The sequence below is a fragment of the Streptomyces rimosus genome, from assembly GCF_008704655.1.
Taxonomy (GTDB): Bacteria; Actinomycetota; Actinomycetes; order Streptomycetales; family Streptomycetaceae; genus Streptomyces; species Streptomyces rimosus.
The window spans coordinates 109226-131209 of the sequence record NZ_CP023688.1; the positions used below are offsets into that span (position 1 = coordinate 109226).

At 72.0% G+C, this 21984-nt stretch carries 14 protein-coding genes; 7 read left to right on the forward strand and 7 right to left on the reverse strand.

What is annotated here, in order from left to right; all coding sequences use genetic code 11:
* Positions 1-124: 124 nt before the first annotated feature.
* Complete coding sequence (locus CP984_RS00480; RefSeq protein WP_003979995.1) at positions 125-3304, forward strand: ATP-binding protein; 3180 nt, start codon at positions 125-127, stop codon at positions 3302-3304.
* Between the two features lie 87 nt (positions 3305-3391).
* Here the strand turns inward: CP984_RS00480 and CP984_RS41000 are convergent, their stop codons facing one another.
* The gene (locus CP984_RS41000; RefSeq protein WP_176564528.1) at positions 3392-4906 is read right to left on the reverse strand and encodes a hypothetical protein; all 1515 of its coding nucleotides are present in this window, start codon (positions 4904-4906) and stop codon (positions 3392-3394) included.
* Between the two features lie 14 nt (positions 4907-4920).
* The gene (locus CP984_RS00490) at positions 4921-6513 is read right to left on the reverse strand and encodes a hypothetical protein (protein ID WP_139679673.1); all 1593 of its coding nucleotides are present in this window, start codon (positions 6511-6513) and stop codon (positions 4921-4923) included.
* A 232-nt stretch (positions 6514-6745) separates the two neighbouring features.
* Here CP984_RS00490 and CP984_RS00495 point away from each other — a divergent pair, with 232 nt between their 5' ends.
* The gene (locus CP984_RS00495; protein ID WP_003986860.1) at positions 6746-8386 is read left to right on the forward strand and encodes a carboxylesterase/lipase family protein; all 1641 of its coding nucleotides are present in this window, start codon (positions 6746-6748) and stop codon (positions 8384-8386) included.
* A 21-nt stretch (positions 8387-8407) separates the two neighbouring features.
* Here the strand turns inward: CP984_RS00495 and CP984_RS00500 are convergent, their stop codons facing one another.
* From CP984_RS00500 to CP984_RS00515, 4 genes are read right to left on the reverse strand one after another with little or no spacing between them, the layout of a single operon-like run.
* Positions 8408-9160, reverse strand: a complete 753-nt coding sequence (locus tag CP984_RS00500) for a glycosyltransferase (RefSeq protein WP_003986859.1) — start codon at positions 9158-9160, stop codon at positions 8408-8410.
* Positions 9157-9813, reverse strand: a complete 657-nt coding sequence (locus CP984_RS00505) for an SAM-dependent methyltransferase (RefSeq protein ID WP_003986858.1) — start codon at positions 9811-9813, stop codon at positions 9157-9159. Before CP984_RS00505 ends, CP984_RS00500 begins: the two co-directional genes overlap by 4 nt.
* Positions 9810-10559, reverse strand: a complete 750-nt coding sequence (locus tag CP984_RS00510; protein WP_003986857.1) for a PIG-L deacetylase family protein — start codon at positions 10557-10559, stop codon at positions 9810-9812. The genes CP984_RS00505 and CP984_RS00510 overlap by 4 nt, the downstream gene beginning before the upstream one ends.
* Positions 10556-11590 carry an acyl-CoA dehydrogenase family protein gene (locus CP984_RS00515; protein ID WP_003986856.1) on the reverse strand — a complete coding sequence of 345 codons (1035 nt, stop codon included), beginning with the start codon at positions 11588-11590 and terminating at the stop codon, positions 10556-10558. The genes CP984_RS00510 and CP984_RS00515 overlap by 4 nt, the downstream gene beginning before the upstream one ends.
* Positions 11591-11892: 302 nt before the next feature.
* On the opposite strand from CP984_RS00515, the gene CP984_RS00520 reads away from it, so the two are divergent.
* The 5 genes from CP984_RS00520 to CP984_RS00540 all read left to right on the forward strand — a co-directional run bounded on the left by CP984_RS00520 (position 11893) and on the right by CP984_RS00540 (position 21224).
* Entirely contained in the window at positions 11893-12243 is a 351-nt protein-coding gene (locus CP984_RS00520) for a hypothetical protein (RefSeq protein WP_003986855.1), read from the forward strand.
* A 49-nt stretch (positions 12244-12292) separates the two neighbouring features.
* Positions 12293-12931 carry an SRPBCC family protein gene (locus tag CP984_RS00525; RefSeq protein WP_003986854.1) on the forward strand — a complete coding sequence of 213 codons (639 nt, stop codon included), beginning with the start codon at positions 12293-12295 and terminating at the stop codon, positions 12929-12931.
* A 396-nt stretch (positions 12932-13327) separates the two neighbouring features.
* Entirely contained in the window at positions 13328-17620 is a 4293-nt protein-coding gene (locus CP984_RS00530; RefSeq protein WP_032922844.1) for a HAMP domain-containing protein, read from the forward strand.
* Positions 17621-17699: 79 nt separating this feature from the next.
* A complete protein-coding gene (locus CP984_RS00535) occupies positions 17700-20204 on the forward strand; it encodes a SpoIIE family protein phosphatase (RefSeq protein WP_030190303.1) in 2505 nt (834 codons plus the stop codon).
* Between the two features lie 144 nt (positions 20205-20348).
* The gene (locus CP984_RS00540; RefSeq protein ID WP_003980330.1) at positions 20349-21224 is read left to right on the forward strand and encodes an alpha/beta fold hydrolase; all 876 of its coding nucleotides are present in this window, start codon (positions 20349-20351) and stop codon (positions 21222-21224) included.
* A 22-nt stretch (positions 21225-21246) separates the two neighbouring features.
* Here the strand turns inward: CP984_RS00540 and CP984_RS00545 are convergent, their stop codons facing one another.
* A complete protein-coding gene (locus tag CP984_RS00545) occupies positions 21247-21981 on the reverse strand; it encodes a class I SAM-dependent methyltransferase (protein WP_003980329.1) in 735 nt (244 codons plus the stop codon).
* Positions 21982-21984 lie beyond the last annotated feature (3 nt).

Sequence of the window (21984 nt, forward strand, 5' to 3'; positions counted from 1 at the left end):
CACGGCGCCTCCCGTCCCGGGGCTATCAAGGCGGCGAGGGCGCACCCGGCCGCGGACCGCCGTACCGCTGACGCGGCGTGCGGCCGGGCGTGGAGGTACCGCGAGCCCACTCCCGGGAGGACGAATGGACACCGCGCTGATCGGGCGGGAGCACAGCGTACGGATGCTGCGGTCCCGCCTGGAGCGGGCGCGCGCCAGTCACGGCGGGCTGGTGCTGGTCACGGGCGAGGCGGGCATCGGCAAGACGTCGCTGGTACGCAGCGCGGTGGACGAGGAGCGGGAGCGCGGCGGCATGCTGGTGGTGCGCGGAACCTGCTGGGACTCCGACAGCACGCCCGGTTTCTGGCCGTGGACGCAGGCCGTACGGAGCTTGCGGCGCGGTGCGTCCGCCGGGGAGTGGGAGGAGGCGGCGACGGCCGCCGGAGGAGCGCTCTCCGTCCTGCTGGGTGACGGCACGGGCACCGGGGAAGCGCTGCGCTTCGAGCTGTTCGACGCGGTGACGACCCTGCTGACCGTCCTGTCGCAGCGCCGCCCGGTGACCGTGGTGCTGGAGGACCTGCACTGGGCGGACGCCGCTTCGTTGAGCCTGCTTGAGTTCACGGCGCAGCACACCTGGTTCGAGCGGCTGCTGGTGATCGGGACGTACCGCGACGTGGAGGTGCAGCGGCCCGACCATCCGCTGCGGCCGTTGCTGCCGCGACTGGCGGCGAAGGCCACCACGCTCGCACTGACCGGCCTGACCCCGCCTCAGGTCGCCGAGCTGGTCGCGCGTACGGTCGGGGCCCGCCCGGACGCGGCCATGACCGCGGGGATGTTCGCACGCACCGGCGGCAATCCGTACTTCGTGGAGGAGACGGCCCGCCTGTGGTCCGCCGGCCAGCCCGTGGCCGCCGTCGCGCCCGGCGTACGCGCCGTGGTGCACCGGCGGCTGGCGCTGCTCGGCCAACCGGCCGTACGGCTGCTCGGCGCCGCGGCCGTGCTGGGCCGCCGGTTCGAGCGGCGGACGCTGGCCCGTACGGCCGGAACGCCGGAAGCCGTCACCACCGGCCTCCTGGGGGAGGCGGTCGCGGCCGGGCTGCTGGAGTCGTCGGCGGACGCGTACGTCTTCACCCACGACCTGGTGCGGGAGACCCTGTACGACGGGCTGGCGGAGGACCGGCTCCGCCACCTGCACGCCGCCGCCGTACGCGCCCTGCGGGACACCGCCGGCGCCGGGGACCGGGCGCGGCCGACCGACCTGGCCCGGCACGCGTACTTCGCCGGCCCGGACCTCGACGCCGACGAGGCGGTGGACATCCTGGTGGCCGCCGCCCGGCACGCGGTGAGCAGGCTGGCCAGTGAGGAGGCCGTGGCGCACTACCGGCGCGCGCTGGAACGGCTCGGGACCGGCGATCCACGCCGCCACGTGCTGCTCGCCCTCGACCTCGGCGCCGAACTCCAGCTCCTCGGCGAACACGAACGCTCCTGGCTGGTGTACGAGGACGCCGCCGCGCTGGCGTCCGGTACGGGCGACGCCGGACTCGTGGGCCGGGTGGCGCTCACGCTGCACCATGCGGACGGCCGGGGCGACGGAACGGGGCTCAAGACCCGGGCGCTGCGCGAGGCACACCGCGCGCTGGTTCCCGGGCCTCGCCCCGCGGCCGACGAGTCCGGCGCGGGCCCGGTCGACGCACCTGACGCGGGCCCGGTCGACGAGGTGGCCCGTCGCGTCGTGGCGGCCGCCCGTGCCGCCGGGGACGACGACGCCCTGCACCTGGGGCTGTGGGCCCGCCTGCACGCGGTGTGGGCACCCGGCACGGCCGCACAGCGGGTCCACGTGGCCGGGGAGCTGATGGAAGTGTCCCGCCGCCGGGCCGATGTGTGGATGGAGCATCTGGCGGCGTCGATGCGGTGGGTCGCCCTGCTGGAGCAGGACGACCCCAGATTTCTGCGGCAGTTCTCCGACATGGTGGCCGGAGCGGACGCCTGCGGACTGCCCCGTACCAGCATGATCTCGGTCATCGACCGCAGCGTCGTGTACGCGTTCATGGGCCGCTTCCCCGAGGCCGACGACCTGCTCGCGCAGACACTGGCTCTCAGCGGCACCCATGCCAACTACTACCAGTACTTCATCGGCCACCACCGCTGGGCACTGGCCCTCCTCCAGGGCCGCTTCCCGGAAGCGGAGCAGGCCCACCACGCGATGCGGGAACAGGACCACCTGTACACCCAAGTGCTGGCGGGCATCACCGAGTTGGAACAGGACGCCACCCCGCACGGTCCGGCGCTATGGTCCGAGGGCGGCTCGTCCGACGACAGCGTGCTGGAACGCGGCATCGCTCCCCTGCGGGTCCGGCTCCAGTCGCAGAGCGCGGCGGCGTCCCGGGACCCGGTGAGCTGCGAGCAGGCGCACGCGGTACTGGAACCGTACCGGGGGCAATGGCTGGTCTCCTTGTTCGGCTGGGACATCGGCGGCCCGGCAGCCCTGTGGTCGGGCGTGCTGCACGCCGCCGAGGAGCGGTGGGAAGCAGCGGTACGGGACCTCACCACCGCCGAACGGTCCGCCGACCGGCTGCACGCCCGCCCCTGGTCGGTACGCGCCCGTACGGAACTGGCCCGCGCCTTGCTCGCCCGCGCGGGCCCCGACGACACGAACCGAGCCACCACGCTCCTGCGCGACACGGAAGCGGAGGCCCGCGAACTGGGCATGACGCACATCGTCGAACGCGCCCGGCGCCTCCTGCCCTCCCCCACCCCGCGCCCCCAAGTCAGCCAGGCGGAGAGGGAGTTCGTACGTAACGGTGCTGTGTGGCGCTTGCGTTACGCGGGCCGCACCGTCCATGTACCCGACGCCAAGGGACTCGCCGACCTGCACACGCTGCTCGGCCGTCCCGGCCAGGAGGTCCCGGCCGTACGCCTGCTGTACCCGGACAGCGCGCACCTGGCAGCGGCGGCGGGCGCCCTCGGAAGTGACATGGTCCTGGACGAGGAGGCGAAGACCCGCTACAGGCAGCGCCTGGAATTGCTCGACGAGGAGATCGACAGGGCAGCCGTACGCGGCGACGGCCACACGGCCACGGAGTACGGCCGCGAACGGGAAGCCCTGCTCGCCGAACTCCACAAGGCCGCCGGACTGGCCGGTCGCTCCCGCCGCCTGGGCGACGAGACCGACCGCGCCCGCAAGAACGTCACGGCCCGCATCCGGGACACCCTGCGCCGCCTGCGAGACCATCACCCCGAACTCGCCTCCCACCTCCAGGCAGCCGTGTCGACCGGCGCGATGTGCCGCTACGCGCCGGACCGCGAGGTGCGGTGGCGCTTGTGACCCTCGCTCCCCCGCCCCCGTGCGCTCCGGACGGTCGCCCCACACCCCCGTTCCACGCGGGGCGGCCGCCCGGAGGTCTGCCGGCGTCTATGCCGACGCCGGGGAGGAGGCAGCCGGGGAGGCGATCTCGGCCTCGGGCGGGTCGTCGGCCAGATTGCCTTCCATGTCGGCCCAGGTGTCGTTCCAGGCGTACCCCTGCTCGGGACCGCGCTGCCACGTATGCGTGACACGGCCGTCCGGGCCGCGGCCGAAGGCGGAGAGCGTGCCATGCGGGTTGAGGACCACGGCCGGGTCGTTGGTGAGACGCCCGTGGAGAGGCGTCCAGGCGGACCAGGGCCCGCCGGTGCCGGTCTGCCAACGATGGTGCAGAGCATCGTCCGTACCGCGCGCGAACAACACCATCCCGCCATCGCGACCGACAAGAACGGTGGGCCGCCCCCGGACCGCACCCTCCATATCGGCCCAGGTGTCATTCCACGCGTACCCCTGCTCCGGCCCCCGTTGCCACGTATGCGTGACACGCCCGTCCGGATCGCGGGCGAACACCGACAACGCACCGTTCGGGCTCAGCACCACCGCCGGATCACTGACCAGACGACCGTTCAACGGAGTCCAGGCGGACCACGGCCCACCCGTGCCGGTCTGCCAACGATGGTGCAGGGCATCGTCCGCGCCGCGCGCGAACAGCACCATGCCACCGTCACGACCCACCAGAACCGTGGGCCGCCCCCGGACCGCACCCTCCATATCGGCCCACGTCTCATTCCACGCGTACCCCTGCTCCGGCCCGCGCTGCCACGTATGCGTAACCCGCCCCTCCGGATCACGGGCAAACACCGACAACGCACCGTTCGGACTCAGCACCACCGCCGGATCACCAGCCAGACGCCCGCCCAGCGGCACCCACTCGGGCGCCCACTCCCCCGCCTCCGACTGCCACGTGTGCCACAACACGCCGTCATCACCACGGACGAAAACGACCAACTTGCCGTACCGGCCGACCAAAGCCCACGGCCGCCCCACCGCACGCCCCGCGGGACGCCCCAGCGCAGTCCACGCCGACCACGCCCCACCAGGAGCGTTCTGCCAGCGATGGGTGATCCCTCCGGAACCGTCGACCCCGAAGATCACCATCCCGGAACCGGTGTCCACCACCGACGGCACCCCCACACTCACCCGGGCCGCGGCCTGCGGGACGTGGCCCACCGCTTTCCGTGCCTCTTCGAGCAGCGCCTGGGCCTTGGCCTCGGCCTGGTCGTAGCGGTCGGGAAACGCGGAGCGTTGTACGCGCTGCGCCGTCTGGCCGGCGGTCAGTTGCGGGTTCTGCTGCTGGACGCGGACGGCCCTCGTGAAGAACTGGGTGGCCGCGTAGGGCACCTGCATGATCTGTTGCGGGGTGCCCCAGCCCTGGCTGGGGCGTTGCTGGAAGACCCCGAGCGAGTCGCGGTCGCCGCACGGGAGGTTGTTCATGTGTGACTCGACCCAGCCGGCCTCGAAGCCGGCGAGCATCACTTTGCCGGAGACACCGAGGTCACGTCCGACGAGGTAGACGGCCTTGGTGACTTCCAGGTCACGGTCCGGTGGAACGATGCAGGCGGCCATGGCGGATCTCCTGTCTACGCGGGTGCCGCGGTCGGCTTGTGGGAGGGGGACGCGGGCGTGTTCCCGGTCTCGGGCGGGTCGTCGGACAGATCGCCTTCCATGTCGGCCCAGGTGTCGTTCCAGGCATGGCCCTGTTCGGGGCCGTGCTGCCAGGTGTGGGTGACGCGGCCTCCCGGATCGCGGGCGAAGACCGAGAGCGCGCCGTTCGGGTTCGGGACGACGGCGGGGTCATTGGTGAAACGGCCGTGCAGCGGGGTCCAGGCGGACCAGGGCCCGCCGGTGCCGGTCTGCCAGCGGTGGTGCAGGGCGTCATCCGTACCGCGCGCGAACAGCACCATCCCGCCATCACGACCGACCAGAACGGTGGGCCGCCCCCGGACCGCACCCTCCATATCCGCCCAGGTCTCGTTCCAGGCGTACCCCTGCTCGGGCCCGTGCTGCCACGTATGCGTGACACGCCCGTCCGGATCACGGGCGAACACCGACAGCGCACCGTTCGGACTCAGGACGACGGCGGGGTCGCTGGTGAAACGGCCGTGCAGCGGGGTCCAAGCCGACCACGGCCCACCCGTGCCGGTCTGCCAACGATGGTGCAGGGCATCGTCCGTACCGCGCGCGAACAGCACCATCCCGCCGTCCCGGCCCACCACGACGACAGGGCGGCCGCGTACGGCTCCCTCCATATCGGCCCACGTCTCATTCCACGCGTACCCCTGCTCCGGCCCGCGCTGCCACGTATGCGTAACCCGCCCCTCCGGATCACGGGCAAACACCGACAACGCACCGTTCGGACTCAGCACCACCGCCGGATCACCAGCCAGACGCCCGCCCAGCGGCACCCACTCGGGCGCCCACTCCCCCGCCTCCGACTGCCACGTGTGCCACAACACGCCGTCATCACCACGGACGAAAACGACCAACTTGCCGTACCGGCCGACCAAAGCCCACGGCCGCCCCACCGCACGCCCCGCGGGACGCCCCAGCGCAGTCCACGCCGACCACGCCCCACCCGTAGCACTCTGCCAGCGATGCGAGATCCCTCCGGAACCGTCGACCCCGAAGATCACCATCCCGGAACCGGTGTCCACCACCGACGGCACCCCCACACTCACCCGTGGGTTCGTCCGGGGAGCCGCGTCCGTCCACCAGGTGGTTTCCTTGCGGGCGCCGGGCCAGGAGAAGCTGAAGTGGATGTGGTTGGTGTGCGGGTTGCTGCCCCGGTACGGCTGCCAGCCGGCGTCGGGGCGGTTCGCCATCCAGATGCGGCGGTTCCAGATCATGTACATGATGCCGAAGCGGCGGAGCAGTGCGTGGCGGTTGCCGTGCCGGTCGGTGGCGTGCAGCCAGTTGATCAGGTCGTCCGCCGGCTCGGACTGGCCGTTGACCTCGACGCCCCAGTCCCAGGCCCGGCCCTCCTTGTGTTCGCTCTGGCCGCCGCTGCCGCAGGGCCGGCTGATGCCGAGGTCCCGGGTGTCCCGGTAGGCGGCGAGGACCAGGTCGCGGAAGCCGGTCACGCCGGGCTTGGCCGCGGGGTCGCAGTCGCGCTGCGGGTCGTACGGCGCGTACGGGTCAATGCGCGGTCCGAAGTCGGGTGCGGTCGGTGCCATGGGGCCTCCCCGGGCCTGGCCGCCTCCCGTGAGGCGGCTCTGTCCATGGGGCGCGTGCCGCGAACTGGCGGATGCCAGAAGCGATCGCGCGCCTTCGGGAGAAACGGCGTTTCGGCCGGAGGCGTGTGCGATGTGTAGCCCGGGAGGGTGGCCGCGTGGAAGACGGCCGGGCGCACGTATCCACAGGGTCGCCGTCGCCGTTGCCGTGTCGTCGGTGAGAGGAGAGCGGGGCATGAAGATGCGCAGAGGCCGCAGGAGGCCGGCCGGTGCCGCGCTGGCGGTGGTGTTCCTGAGTGCGGGCGCCGCCGCCTCGGCGGTGCCCGGCGGGGTACGGCCGGGTGACGGTGCGGCGGCGGAACGGGTGACCGTACGGACCGATGCCGGCCTCGTACGCGGCGTACGGTCCGCGCGGTACCGGATCTTCCAGGGCATCCCGTATGCCGGTGCGCCCAAGGGGGCGTATCGGTGGGCGGCTCCGCGGCCGGTGCGGCCGTGGAAGGGAGTCAGGGACGCCGCCAAGCCGGGAGCGCTGTGCCCGCAGGTGCCGTCGCAGTACGCGCAGGTGTCCAGCGAGGAGGAGGACTGCCTGTTCCTGAACGTCACCGCGCCGGCCGCCGTACGGCACCGCCCCGCTCCCGTACTGGTGTGGATCCACGGTGACGGGTCGGTCGGCGCGGGCAGCTTCTTCGACGCGCGGCGGCTCGCCGATCGCGGCGTGGTGGTCGTCACCGTCAACTACCGGCTGGGGGTCTTCGGCGGCTTCGCCCACCCGGGACTGAAGGGGTCGGGGACCTTCGGACTCCAGGACCAGCAGGCCGCGTTGCGCTGGGTGCGGCGCAACGCGGCGGCGTTCGGCGGTGACGCGGGGAACGTGACCGTGGCGGGCTCCTCGTTCGGCGCCGCGGCCATCACGGGACACCTCACCTCACCCGGGGCGCGCGGTCTGTTCCACCGGGCCGTCCTGTCGAGCGGCGAGGGCATGATGGATCTGCCGGCCGGGACGATGGGCCCGGACGTGCCCGGATACCCGTGGTTCGTCTGGCGTACGGCACGGGAGACCGAGGACATCAGCGCGGAGATGACCTCGTCGCTGGGGTGTACGGCGCCCGCCCCGGCACGGACGCTGCGGTGCCTGCGCGCCCTGCCGGTCAAGGGGATCCTCAAGGTCCCGTACATCATGAACGCCTTCCAGGTCCTGGCCTACGGCAACGAGACGCTGCCGCGGCATCCGGCCAGGGCTCTGCGCGAGGGGCGCTTCCACCGTGTGCCGGTGCTTTCGGGAGCGACGCTCGACGAGCACCGTACGTTCGTGGGCATGCTGTACGACGCCGTCGGCAAGCCGTTCACCGGGGACGATTACGGCCGGGCGCTCACCAAGGCGTTCGGCGGCCGCGCGGACGCGGTGCGCGCGCGGTACCCGCTGGCGCAGTTCCCGTCCCCGGCCATCGCCTGGTCGGCCGTCGTCACCGACCGGATGTGGGCCCGGGGCATTCACGCGCAGCACGTGGCGCTCTCGCGGTACGTCCCGACATACGCCTACGAGTTCGCCGACCGGCACGCGCCCATGTACCTCCCGCTGCCCGGCCGCTTCGACTTCGGCGCCTACCACGCGGGCGACACGCCCTACGTGTTCGAGGAGCCGGAGGTGAGCAAGCGCTTCACCGCTGCGCAGCGGTGGCTGTCGGACACCATGACGGACCAGTGGGCCGCCTTCGCCCGCACCGGCACGCCCAACGGGCCCCGCCTGCCGGTCTGGCGTCCGTACCGGACCGCGGACCCGCGTCCGTACACCCAGTCGCTGGCACCGGACCGGATCGCCCCGGTCGACTACGCCCGTGAGCATGCCCTGGGCTTCTGGCGCCGGTTTCCGTGAGGGGCGGCCGGTCGCGTCCGCTCAGCGGAGCTGTCCGGTGGTGGACGCGAGGGTCAGATCCTGGAGGTACGTCCCGAAGCCGTGGACGGCGCGGGAGTCCGTACGGCCGGAGGTGAGGACGGGGCAGCGGTCCGTTCTGAGGATGCGGGCGCCGACGCGTTCCAGGGCGGCCGCCAGCGCGTGGTCCTCGCTGTGCGGCAAAGCGGGGAACCCTCGTGCGCGGAGGTAGGCGTCGGCGGCGACCCCCAGGTTGGCGCCGTGGACGTGCGGGTGGTCCCAGGCGCGGTCGCGGGCGGGCCGCCCGGCGAAGTACAGCGAGCGGTGCCGCTGGGCGACCGCCGCGCTCAAGGTGGGGTGCGGGGCGACCCGTATGGTGCCGAGCACGCAGTCCCACCCGGCGGCAGCCTGCTCGACCTGGTGGGCGAGCCAAGCGGCGGGCACCAGCGTGTCGGCGTCGGTGGTGGCGATCCAGGCCCGATCGGCGGCGGGCCCGAGCAGGTCGAGGCCGTGCGCGACGGCGGCGGCCCGGGCCGCGCCGACATTGCGCCGCTCCAACTCCACCACGTGCGCGCCGTGCCGGCGGGCGAGCGCCGCGGTGCCGTCGGAGCAGGCGTCGGCGGCGACCACCGTCACCACCCGCACCCGCCGCGCCAGCAGCTCAGGCTGCCGGGCGGCCGTGTGCAGGGCCCGGAGCGCGGCGGGCAGCGCCGCCTCCTCGTTGTGCGCGGGAACGGCGACCACCAGGGCCGCCGGTGCGGTGACCGGACCGTTCACACCAGCCCCTCGGCTGCCGCGGGCGCGGGGACGGCACTGCCGTCCGGCAGACGCCGGGTGAACACGTGCAGTACGAAGTCGGCGTCGTTGAGCTGTGTGACGGGCGCGAGTTCGTCCACGGCGGTGAGCAGCGGGGCGAGCTGTGTGCCGGTACGGAGGTGGCCGTCGGCCGGGTGGTCCCAGTGCACGGTCACGAGGGTGCCGCCGGGCTCCAGACAGGCCACGGTCCGCTTGAGGATCTCGCGCAGGGTGGCGTCGTCGAAGTAGTACAGCAGCTCGGAGAGCACGATCAGGTCAAACGTTTCTTCAGGCCACTCGTCCGGTATCGCCATGGTCCGCACCTCGACGTGCGGCCGGTCGCGGTTGCGGCGTGCGGCCGCTTCGGCGGCGGCCGGCACCCGGTCGGCGGCCAGCACCTCGTCGCACCGCTCGGCCAGCAGCCCGGTCAGGACACCGACCGAACAGCCCGGCTCGAACGCCCGGCGGTAGCGGCGGCGGGGCAGCGCGGCGACAGTCAGGGCGTACTTGCGCTGCTCGTACCACCGGCCCGCCAAATCCCAGGGGTCGGCCGAACCGGCGTACATGGTGGTGAAGTAGGACGGAGGTGTGGGTACGGAGCGGTCTGTACCCGGGATGGACCGGTTCGTCGTCATGTGAAGACCACCTCGAAAGGGCGCGTGTGGTGGGCGAGTTCGACGGGCGGCAGGATCACCGTGTCGTCACCGGGGCCGAGGGGCGCGAGCTGGCTGGCGAAGCGGCGGATCGCCGCCTCCTTGCGCGTCCGCGCCGGCCGGGACAGCGGCAGCCGTCGGGCGGCGGACCACGGGACGCGCGGATCGCCGGGTGACGCCCAGTGCCACATCCACACCGGGTAGTGCCAGCAGGGCGTGCCGGTCTCCCGCGCGGCGGCGGCCGCGGCCCGCCCCGCCGCCTCGTGGTCGGCGTGCAGATCGCCCGTCCACGGCGCGACGCACAGCGCGGCGCCGGTCTCCCGCAGCACCGCGGCGAGCTCCCGTTCCAGCCGCGCCTCGTGGGCGTCGACACCGGTGTCGGGGATGCGCAGCCGGTACGTACGGTGCTCGCGCAGCCCGAGTTCGCCGAGCGCACGCTCCAGTTCGGCCGCACGCAGCGCGGCGATCCGCTCCGCCGCCAGGTGCGGGTGCGACCCCTCGCCGTCGGTGACGGTCACGAGCCGGACCTCGCCGCTGAGCTGCGCCATCGTGCCGCCGAAGCCCAGGACCTCGTCGTCGGGGTGGGCGGCGACCACCACGACGGGTCCGGACGGCGGTCGTACGGCGGGCAGCCGCGCCAGTTCCGCCCAGGCGGCCCACTGTTCCTCCGGCGTGCCGGGCGCCTCGATGGCCTCGGCGGCCGCCGTGCGGTCGAACTCACCGATCACCGCTTCGGCCCCGCTTCCGATCGCGCTTCCGTCCCCACTTCCGGACTCGCCTTCTGCCCCACCAGCGCACCCAGCTCCGCGAGGTTGCGTTCGGCGTGGTGCTGCCGGATGTACACCGTCAGGTCGACGGCGTTGCGGGCGTGACGCGGGTCGTGGCACAGCGGTCCGGCGCCGGTCGCCCGTCCGACCCGGTCCAGTACGTCGCTGCAGGCCCGTTCCGCGATCGCCCGTACCCGCAGGCTGCGCAGCCGCGCGGCGCCCGAGCGGTCCAGCGGATCGGCGTCGATGGCCCGCGCCGCCTCCCACAGCGCGGTTTCCGCGGCGTACAGCGCCACGTCCACCGCGCCCAGGTGCGCGGCGGTCAGCGGGTCCTCCGTACGGGCACCGGTCTGAAGGGTGTCGGCGACCGCCCGCGCCCCGCCGAGCCAGCAGGCGGCGACGCCGATGCCGCCGTGCTGGAAGCCCGGCCGGTCCAGGTAGGTCCCCGCCTCGCCGACCGGCCGGGCCGGAACGTCCGTGAAGCGCACGTCCGGGGTGTCGCTGCCCGCCATGCCGATGGCCTGCCAAGTCCCTTCGAGCGGCGCGTAACCAGGGTGATCGGTGCGTACGGCGAACAGCCTGCGGCCTTCCTCGGTGTCCGCCGTGACCAGGCCGTGGGTGCAGGAGTGCGCCCCCGAGCAGTACGCCTTGCGGCCCTCGAGGAGCCACCCGTCGCCGTCCTGGCGCGCCTGGAGCCCGGTGCCGGGAGGCTGCGCGGCCCAGACGCCCCAACGCTCGCCCGGACCGGGCGGGGCCTCCCCCAGCTCGCACAGAATGGCCGTGGCGTCGGCATGGCCTTCCGCCAGCCGGGCGAGCGACAGATCGGTGCGCCCCAACGCGTACAAGGCGGCGAAACGGTCCCGCGTACGCCCCGCCCCCGGCAGCGGCAGGTCACGCGCCTCGGTATCCGCCCAGGTGGCGAACCGATCCGCCACCGACCGCCGCAGGTCCTCGGCGTCCGGGACGCATCTCGTCTCCACGCCCACACTCATGTCACGTCCCACCTTCCGCGCAGCCGTGACCGGCACTCGCATCCAGGAATCCCACGGCCCGCACCTCTCCGTCGGACCGGCTCGATCCGAATACCCCGCAATGGATCTCTTATACGGCGATCTCGCCGAGCCCGGCGCCGGAGCCGCGAGCGCGGGATGTCCCGGGTCCTCGGCTCTTGCCCTCCCATCCCGAATGGTTATAGCCTATAACTCACGCGAGAGCTTCTATCCCGATGCGGAACGCGCACCACACGTCCACCCCAGCGCGCTCCCCTCCGCCCCCTTCGAGCGAAGGAACCCCCATGACCACCACCGCCACCTCACACCTCACCCCCACCACCCGACGCATCCCCCTGCCGGTGACCGTCTCCTCCTGGGCGGCCCCCGTGATGATCGTCGGCCAGTTCGCCCTGATCGCGGTCGTCCCGGTCGCCATCGCGACGGCCGGCGCGCTGCGTTACGGCCGCGACCGGGCGGTGCGCCGGGCGGCCGCCCTGCTCGCCGTCGCCTACGCCACTCCGCTCGCCGTATGGCTGGCGCGGTCCGACGGCGCGCAGAGCCTGTCCAAGGACATGCACCCCGCGTTCGCCGGACTGATCGTCGCCGCGTCCGCCGCGCTCCTGGTCACCCTCCGCCGCGCCCGCGCCCACTGACGGCCCGTCACGCCCGCCCCACCCACCGAGCAACCACAAGGAGACCGCCATGTCCGGCATCCGCAGAACCGGCACCCGCGCCGCCCTGTCCACCCTCCCGCTCGTCATCGGCCTCCTCGGCACCGCCGCCGCGCCCGCCGGAGCCACCCCTCACCACCCCGGCACGTCCCTCACCTGCCGCGGGAAGGGCGTCGACCCCGACGCCCTCATCCGGCAGAAGACCGAAACCGTGATCCACGCGCCGCTGCACACCATTTGGAAGCTCCAGACCGATGTGGAGCGCTGGCCGACCTGGCAGTCTCCTGTCGAGACCGCGAAGCGCCTCGATCACGGCCCCTTGCGGAAGGGCTCGGTTTTCCGGTGGACGACCCCGGCGCCCGCCACTCCCACGACTCCCGCCACCACCCTGGAGATCACCTCGACCGTCGAGCAGCTCAAGCACCACTCCTGCATCCGCTGGACCGGTCCCGCGATCGGTGATGGGCTGCGCATCGACAGGGGCGTCCACGTGTGGAATTTCACCAAGGTCGCCGGCGGCGTCCGCGTGAGCACCGAGGAGACCCATCGCGGCGCCCAGGTCGAATCGAATGTCCCCCTCGCCAAGGAGATCCTCCGCAGGGGCCTCGAACAGTGGCTGAGCGACCTCAAGGCCGCCGCCGAGGCCCGCGCCCACGGCCGGACGTGTTGAGCCACGACACGGTCGGCGACCACGGCGGCGGTCCGAGACGTCGGGGGCGCGGTGCATTCCCCCATCGCACCCTTGAGCCGTACGACGTTGGGCGTCCAATATTTCAGCACTCAACCAGGGGCGGACCGCAAGTGGTTGCAGTCATCGCCGTACGGCACTCCCGCGCCCGTATACCTCCCCGGAGGCCGCCGAGGTCCCTGACACAACAGACGGAACACCATAGGTGCGGATCATCATTTCTTCCGGTGACGCCTCGGGGTAACCTTTCACGAATTTGCCGTACGGCAAGGTCATGAGAAATGTCGGCACGGGGCACGGGTGTGCGCCTTCGGCGGCGGGAACCATAGCGCCGCCGAGCCTTGCGCTGGCAGTCTGGTCAAGGGAACGAGGTTGGTCATGGCTGCTGGAACGGCGGGCGAGAAGGCGCGACCGGTGACGCGGGCGACGCGCACCGAGGTGAAGGTCGGGGAGCCGGAGCTGCGCCAGCTGCTCGCCGGGCTCACCGCCGTACGCGACGGGAACTTCGGGACCCGTCTGCCGGGCGACGCCGACGGGCTGCTCGGGGAGATCGCGACCGTCTTCAACGGCATGGTCGACCAGCTGTCCCTGTTCACCTCGGAGGTGACCCGGGTGGCGCGCGAGGTCGGCAGCGAGGGCCGGCTCGGCGGCCAGGCGCAGGTGCCGGGCGTCTCGGGCACCTGGGCGGATCTGACCGACTCGGTGAACGCCATGGCCGGCAACCTCACCTCCCAGGTGCGCGACATCGCTCAGGTGGCCACCGCCGTCGCGAAGGGCGACCTCTCGCAGAAGATCGACGTCGATGCCCAGGGCGAGATCCTGGAGTTGAAGAACACCGTCAACACGATGGTGGACCAGCTTTCCTCGTTCGCCGACGAGGTCACGCGCGTCGCCCGCGAGGTCGGCAGCGAAGGGCGGCTGGGCGGCCAGGCCCAGGTGCCCGGAGTGGGCGGAACCTGGCGCGACCTGACCGACTCCGTCAACTTCATGGCCGGGAACCTCACCTCGCAGGTACGCAATATCGCGCAGGTCACCACCGCGGTCGCCAAGGGCGACCTCTCGCAGAAGATCACCGTGGACGCCCGGGGCGAGATCCTGGAGCTGAAGACCACGGTGAACACGATGGTCGACCAGCTGTCCGCCTTCGCCGACGAAGTCACGCGCGTCGCCCGCGAGGTCGGCACCGAGGGGCGGCTGGGCGGCCAGGCCCAGGTGCCCGGAGTGGGCGGAACCTGGCGCGACCTGACCGACTCCGTCAACTTCATGGCCGGGAACCTGACGTCGCAGGTGCGCTCCATCGCGGCGGTCGCCACCTCGGTGGCGCAGGGCGATCTCTCGCAGAAGATCACGGTGGATGCCCGCGGTGAGATCCTGGAGCTGAAGAACACCATCAACACGATGGTCGATCAGCTCTCGGCCTTCGCCGACGAGGTCACGCGCGTGGCCCGCGAGGTCGGCACCGAGGGCAATCTCGGCGGCCAGGCCACCGTACGGGGCGTGTCGGGCACCTGGAAGGACCTGACCGACAACGTCAACGTGATGGCCTCCAACCTGACCGGTCAGGTGCGTTCCATCGCCCAGGTGGCCGCGGCGGTCGCCAAGGGCGATCTCTCGCAGAAGATCACGGTCGAGGCGAAGGGCGAGGTGGCCGCGCTCGCCGGTGTGATCAACACGATGGTCGACACGCTCTCCGCGTTCGCCGACGAGGTCACCCGGGTGGCCCGCGAGGTCGGCACCGAGGGCATGCTCGGCGGCCAGGCCCGCGTACCGAACGTGGCCGGTACGTGGAAGGACCTGACCGACAACGTCAACTCGATGGCCAACAACCTGACCGGTCAGGTGCGCAATATCGCCCAGGTCACCACCGCGGTCGCCAACGGTGACCTGTCGAAGAAGATCGACGTCGATGCCCGGGGCGAGATCCTGGAGCTCAAGACCACCATCAACACCATGGTCGACCAGCTCTCCTCGTTCGCCTCCGAGGTCACCCGGGTGGCCCGCGAGGTCGGCAGCGAAGGGCGGCTCGGGGGCCAGGCCGAGGTCGAGGGCGTATCGGGCACCTGGAAGCGGCTGACCGAGAACGTCAACGAGCTGGCCGGCAACCTCACCCGGCAGGTACGGGCCATCGCCGGGGTGACCAGCGCGGTCGCCGAGGGCGATCTGACCCGGTCCATCACGGTGGACGCCTCCGGCGAGGTCGCGGAGCTCAAGGACAACATCAACTCCATGGTGCGGTCCCTGCGCGAGACCACCCGGGCCAACCAGGAGCAGGACTGGCTCAAGAGCAATCTGGCCCGCATCTCCGGGCTGATGCAGGGTCACCGGGACCTCGCGGTGGTCGCCGAGCTGGTCATGGACGAGCTGACGCCGCTCGTCTCGGCCCAGTACGGCGCCTTCTACCTGGCCGAGGAGACCGGGGGCGACACCGTACTGAGGCTCGTCGGTGCGTACGGCCGTCCCTCCGGCAGCACCGCGCCCGACCGGTTCGGGCTGGGCGAGTCCCTGGTCGGCCAGGCCGCGCGCAGCCGCCGTACGATCGTCGCCGACGGTGTGCCGGGCGACTACATCAGCATCTCCAGCGGCCTGGGCCGTACGGCGCCGGGCAGCCTGATCGTGCTGCCGATCATCGTGGAGGACCAGGTCCTCGGCATCATCGAGCTGGCGTCCTTCACCTCTTTCACCCCCGTGCACCGGGACTTCCTCGAACAGCTCATGGAGATGGTGGGCGTCAACGTCAACACCATCGTCGCCAACGCACGTACCGACGAGCTGCTGGAGGAGTCGCAGCGCCTGGCCGGGGAGCTGCAGGCGCGCTCCGGGGAGCTGACGCGGCAGCAGGAGGAACTCCAGCGCTCCAACGAGGAGCTGGAGGAGAAGGCCGAACTGCTCGCCTCCCAGAACCGCGACATCGAGACCAAGAACCTGGAGATCGAGCAGGCGCGGCAGGAGCTGGAGGACCGGGCGCAGCAGCTGGCGCTGGCGTCGAAGTACAAGTCGGAGTTCCTGGCCAACATGAGCCACGAGCTGCGCACCCCGCTCAACAGTCTGCTCATCCTGGCGCAGCTGCTCGCGCAGAACCCGACCAGAAACCTCACGCCCAAGCAGGTGGAGTACGCGGGCATCATCCACTCAGCGGGCTCGGATCTGCTCCAGCTCATCAACGACATCCTCGACCTGTCGAAGGTCGAGGCGGGCAAGATGGACATCAATCCGGAGCGGGTGGCGCTGCGACAGCTCCTGGACTACGTCGAGGCGACGTTCCGGCCGATGACGACCCAGAAGAGCCTCGACTTCACGATCAGTGCCGCGCCCGGCGTCCCGGTGGACCTGCTGACCGACGATGCCCGGTTGCGTCAGATCCTGCGCAATCTCCTGTCCAACGCGGTCAAGTTCACCGAGGAGGGCAGCGTCGAGCTGCGGATCGAGCCCGCCGCCGACAGCGAACTGCCCGATACGGTGCGCCGCGGTGGCCCCGTCGTCGCCTTCCGCGTCAAGGACACCGGCATCGGCATCCCCGAGCAGCAGCTCGCGGTGATCTTCGGGGCGTTCCAGCAGGCGGACGGCACCACCAGCCGCAAGTACGGGGGCACCGGCCTCGGCCTGTCCATCAGCCGCGAGATCGCCCACCTCCTGGGCGGCGCGGTGACGGCCCAGAGCACACCGGGGCTGGGCAGCACCTTCACCCTGTATCTGCCCGTGGCCCGCGCCGACTTCCAGGAGCAGACCGATGGGCCGGCGGCCGTCGAGGCACCGGCGGGCGAGTGGGGTACGGGGCGCGAGAGCCGGCCGCACTCCCCCGCCGCCGCGCCCGCGCCGCCCCGCCGGCTGCTGGTGATCGAGGAGCGTCCCCGCGGGCTGCTCTCCCACGTGGCCGAGAGCGCGGTCGCCGAGCTGGCCGGGGGCGGCCAGGACCTGGGCGACCGTCCGGAGACCATCGAGGTCATCTCCGCGATCGGCGCCCAGGAGGCCGCCGGAGCACTGGCCGCTGAGCCCTTCCACTGCGTGGTCCTCGACCTGGACATGTCGGGCGGCGAAGCCCTGCGCTTCCTGGAGGCGATGGACGGCGACGCCGCCGTACGCACCGTCGCCGTCCTCGCCCACAACAGCAGGCGTATGGAGGCGGAGCAGGAACGCACCCTGCAAGCACGTTCCCGTACCCAGCCGCTGGAAATCCTCTCCAGCCTGGACGAGCTGCGCGAACGCATCGCCTTGCATCTGTCCGCCGAGCAGCCCGGTGACGTGCTGCCGCTGGTACGCCCGGAGGAGCCCGAGGCCCCGCAGCCCGTCGACGACAGCCTCAGCGGCCGTACCGTCCTGGTCGTGGACGACGACGCCCGCAACCTGTACGCGCTCAGCGGCATCCTGGAGATGCACGGCATCCACGTCCGGCACGCGGAGAACGGCCGGGAGGGAATCCAGGCGCTCACCGAACACCCGGACATCGACCTCATCCTGATGGACGTGATGATGCCCGAGATGGACGGCTACACCGCGACCGCGGAGATCCGGCGGATGCCGGAACACGCCGGGCTGCCCATCATCGCGGTCACGGCCAAGGCCATGCCCGGGGACCGGGAGAAGAGCCTGGCCTCCGGAGCCAGCGATTACGTCACCAAGCCGGTGGACACCGACGACCTGATCGCCTGCGTCCGCCGGTGGCTGGCCTCCTGAGAGGGCGTGCCCGGTCGGCCGGGCACGTCCGGGACCCGCGCACGCGCCGCACTCACCGCATCGAGGAATCGACACGATCATGAGCCCTTTCGAGCACGTCGGGACCCCGTCCGGGGACGACGGGTCGCCGGCGTCCGAGGACGGGCCGGGCCGAGGCCCGTCCGTACCGGGCGGCCTGCCCGTGCCGTCCGGGCCGGAGCGCGGCCCCGCCTCCAGCGGCGCCCGGCCGGACCGTACGTCCGCCGTCGGCCGGCTGGCCGCCACGGTCGAGCGCCTGCGCAGCGAGGTCCAGGCGGCGCATGCGGCGGCCGACGGGCGTGCGCTGATCGAACTCGCCAAGGGCATCATGGTCGAACGGCTGCGCTGCGGACCGGCCCAGGCGACGCGACAGCTGGCCGAACTCGCGGAGAAGGCCGCGGTCTCCCAGCTGGAGCTGGCCGTGGACATCATCAACCAGGCGGCCCGCGACCGCGTGGCGGAGATCGCCGGTGACTTCCTGCACCGCACCCGTACCGAGCCCGCCGGGACGGGCCCGGCCGACGCGGCGTGCGCGACCGTCGGAGTGCGCCTGCGTACGGCCGAGAGCGCGGCCCTGGCCGCCGGTGACGCGCAAGCCGTCGCCGACTCGCTCCTTCAGCACGCGCTGTCTCCGCTCGGGGCCACGGCCGTCGCCATCTGGACCGCGGGCTCGGACACGTCCCTCACCCTGGCCGGTCACGCGGGCTTTCCCGCCGACGAGGCGGTGCGCTGGCGGTACGTGCCTCCCGGCGTGGTCACCGTCGCCCGCCAGGCGCTGACCGAACGTGACACCGTACGGTTCGCCTCCCTGTCCGAGACGGGCATCCCCTCGATCGGCCGGACACACCACCCGCACGGCGGCCGCGTGGCGCTCCCCGCCGGCACCGGCGGCCGTATCCACGGCGTACTGGAGATCTGCTGGCAGCAGCCGCTGCCCCCGCAGCCACCCGTGATCATGCGTCAGATAGAGGCTCTGGCGGAACTGTGCGCCCACGCCCTCGAAACCGCCCCGGCCTCGTACGGGCACGGCCCCACCCCCGCCCAGCGCGTCCCCGCCGTGGCCGAACTGGTGGACCTGGCCGACGGACTCCACGACCCCGCCCTCGTCCTCACCCCCCACCTCGGCCCCGACGGCGAGCTGACCGACTTCCGCATCCACCACGCCAACGGCCGCTTCATGGACCCGGCGGGCCGCCCCCGCAGCACCGTCAACGGTGCCCTCCTCCTGGAGGCGTACCCGATGGCCGCCGACGAGAGCGAGCTCTTCGACAAGGTCCAGCGCGTCTACGCCACCGGAGAGCCCTTCCGCGCCCAGCGGATGACCCTGACCGCCCTGGTGGACCAGGTCCCCTTGGCCGCCGTCGCCGACATCAGCGTCAGCCGCCACGGGGACAGCGTGCTGCTCATCTGGCGCATCGAGGACGAGGCCGCCCGGCTCGCCAGCCTGCTCCAGCACGCCCAGCGCCTCGGCCGTATCGGCGGCTTCGAGGAGAACCTGCTGACGGACGAGATCACCTGGAACGGGCAGCTCTTCGCCCTGTACGGACGGCCGCCCACCGGCACCCCCGTATCGCTGCGCGACCTGGCCGCCCACGCGCACCCGGACGACGGCATCGCCATCGGCCGCTTCCTGCGCGCCGTACTGCACCACCAGCGCTCCGCCTCGGCCGCCTTCCGTCTCCAGCGCCGCGACGGCGTCACCCGGCACATCCGGGTGATCGCGGAGCCCGTACACGACGCCGACGGCAGCCTCCTCGCCGTACGCGGCGCCTACCAGGACATCTCCGCGCAGCACTGGACCGAGGTGGCGCTCGCCGCCACCCGTGACCAGCTCGCCCACACCGAACAGGAATCGGCCGAGCGCAACCGTCTCGCGCTGCAACTCCAGCAGGCCATCATGCCGCCGACCCGGGGGCCGATCGCCGCGCCCGGCCTCCAGATAGCCGTGCGTTACCGGCCCGCGGAAACCGAGTCCCTGGTGGGCGGCGACTGGTACGACGCGGTCGTCCTGCCGTCCCGGCGCGTGCTGCTCTGCGTCGGTGACATCGCGGGCCACGGCATCGAGGCGGCCACCGGCATGGTGGTCCTGCGCAACGCGCTGCGCGGTCTCGCCATCACCGGAGCCGGACCGGCCCAGCTGCTGTCCTGGCTGAACATCGTGGCGCACCACCTGACCGACCAGGTCACCGCCACGGCCGTCTGCGGCCTGTACGACCCCGAGACCCGCACCCTGCGCTGGGCCAGAGCCGGCCATCTGCCGCCGGTCCTGGTCCGCGGCCGTGAAGCGACCCGGCTGCCCCTGGTCGGCGGCCTGCTCCTGGGAGCCGTCGCGCAAGCGGCCTACGAGGAGGCCGAACTCCAGCTGGAGGCGGACGACACCCTCCTGATGTACACGGACGGCCTGGTCGAACGCCGCGACACCGCCATCCACGACTCCCTGGCCCAGCTGCTCGCCACCGCGCAGTCCCCCGCGGCCACGCTGGAACACCGGCTCGATCAACTGCTGACGCACAGCAAGTCGGACACCGATGACGACACGTGTCTGGTGGGGATTCAGGTGGTGTGAGGCGGTGGGCCACGGGTCCTGGTTAGGCTACCCTAACCACCCCAGGGGCCGACGGTCACCAGACCGACCACGAAACGGGGAGCGGGACAGCCCATGCCCTCAACCACCAGCACTGTTACGCACATTCAGGGCCAGGCAGAGTGGGTGCCCACACGCGACGGGCGCAAGCTGTACGCCATGGTGCTGGCAGGGCCGCGCGGCGGAACCGGCTCCGACGCGGGGACGGGGGCCGACTCCGACGTCCCGACCGTCGTCTTCGAGGCGGGCGCCGCCGCCACCCGTTCGTCCTGGGCCCTGGTGCAGCCCACGGTGGGCACCTGGACACGCGCCATCGTCTACGACCGCGCCGGACTCGGCCGCAGCCCCGCCGACCCCGCCTCCCGCACGATGCGTCGCATGGCGGACGACTTGCAGGACCTGCTCGACCACTTCGGCCCCGGCCCGTACGTACTCGTCGGCCACAGCGCGGGCGGCCCGCTGGTACGCCTCGCCGCGGCCGGACGCCTGGACCGGATCCGCGGCCTGGTACTGGTCGACCCGACCGACGAGGGCGCGGACCTGCTGTTCGGCCCGCTGTTCCGGCGGGCCGAGCGCACGTCCATCGCGATCAACCTCCTGCTGGCCCGACTACAGCTGCTCGGCCTCGTCCACCGATCCGCAGCCGCACCCCTGCCCGAGGATGCGCGCCGCGACATGCAACGCGACGGATTCACCGCCGACCTGATCAAAACCCAGCGCGCCCAGGCCCGCACTTTCCTCGACGAACTTGCCACATTCCGCAACACCCCACCCGAACTGGGCGACATTCCCATCACCCTCATCTCCGGCGCTCTCCCCGGCAACGGCATGACCAAGTCCACCCGCCACGCTGCCAACGATTCCCACGCCCGCAGCGCGGCCAAATCCGCGCAGGGCAAGCATGTCGTCGCTCCCCGGTCGGGGCATTATGTACCGCTCACCGACCCGGAGTTGATAGCTGAGGAGATCCGTCTGATCGCTGTTGGGGCGCATCGTTCGTGACCTGAGCCGTGTGCCCTATGGTTTATCCGGCCTCCGGACGTCGCACGAGAAAGACGAATTCTTTCCCCGGCCGGTCCGGCGCATCACGAATGTCGTCCACCACAAACCCTTGCGACAACAGGTCCCCCTCGATCTCCGACCGCTCACGAAACCGCAACGTCGACTCCGAGGTCAGGATCTGCCCATCCGCCGCGAACACATAACTCCAACGAAACGTGACCAGCGGCAGGCTCACCTCCACCAGTTGCACCCAGCTTTCGACGCGGCCGACACCGGGAATGTCCGCCACCTTGTAGGAGGACTCCCGGTTCCACTCTTCCCAGGCGCGCCTGGCAGGGTCCCGAGACTCGAACACCAAGCAGCCGCCGGGCCGCAGGGACGCGTACGCCGCCCGAAGGGTCTTCTGCCACAGCCACGGATCGCTGATCGCCTGGGCGACGTTCGCCGTCATCGTCACGAGATCCACGCGAAGCGGCGGCAGGGCCGTCGCGTCACCACAAATCCAGCGCACGCGGTCAGCGCCGGGTTTGGCGCGGGCCACATCGATCGAGGCCCGGGCAGGGTCGATCCCGGTCACCTCAACGCCACGCTCGGCCAACAGCAGCGCGAACACGCCTGTCCCGCATCCGATGTCGAGCACGCGACGTGCGCCGAACTCCGTCGCCAAACGGACGTACGGGTCGAGGTCGCCTCGGGCCGGGTGGAGCGGATCGTAGATCGCGGCGAGCCGTGGATGCCCGAAGCATGCGTCAGCCATAGG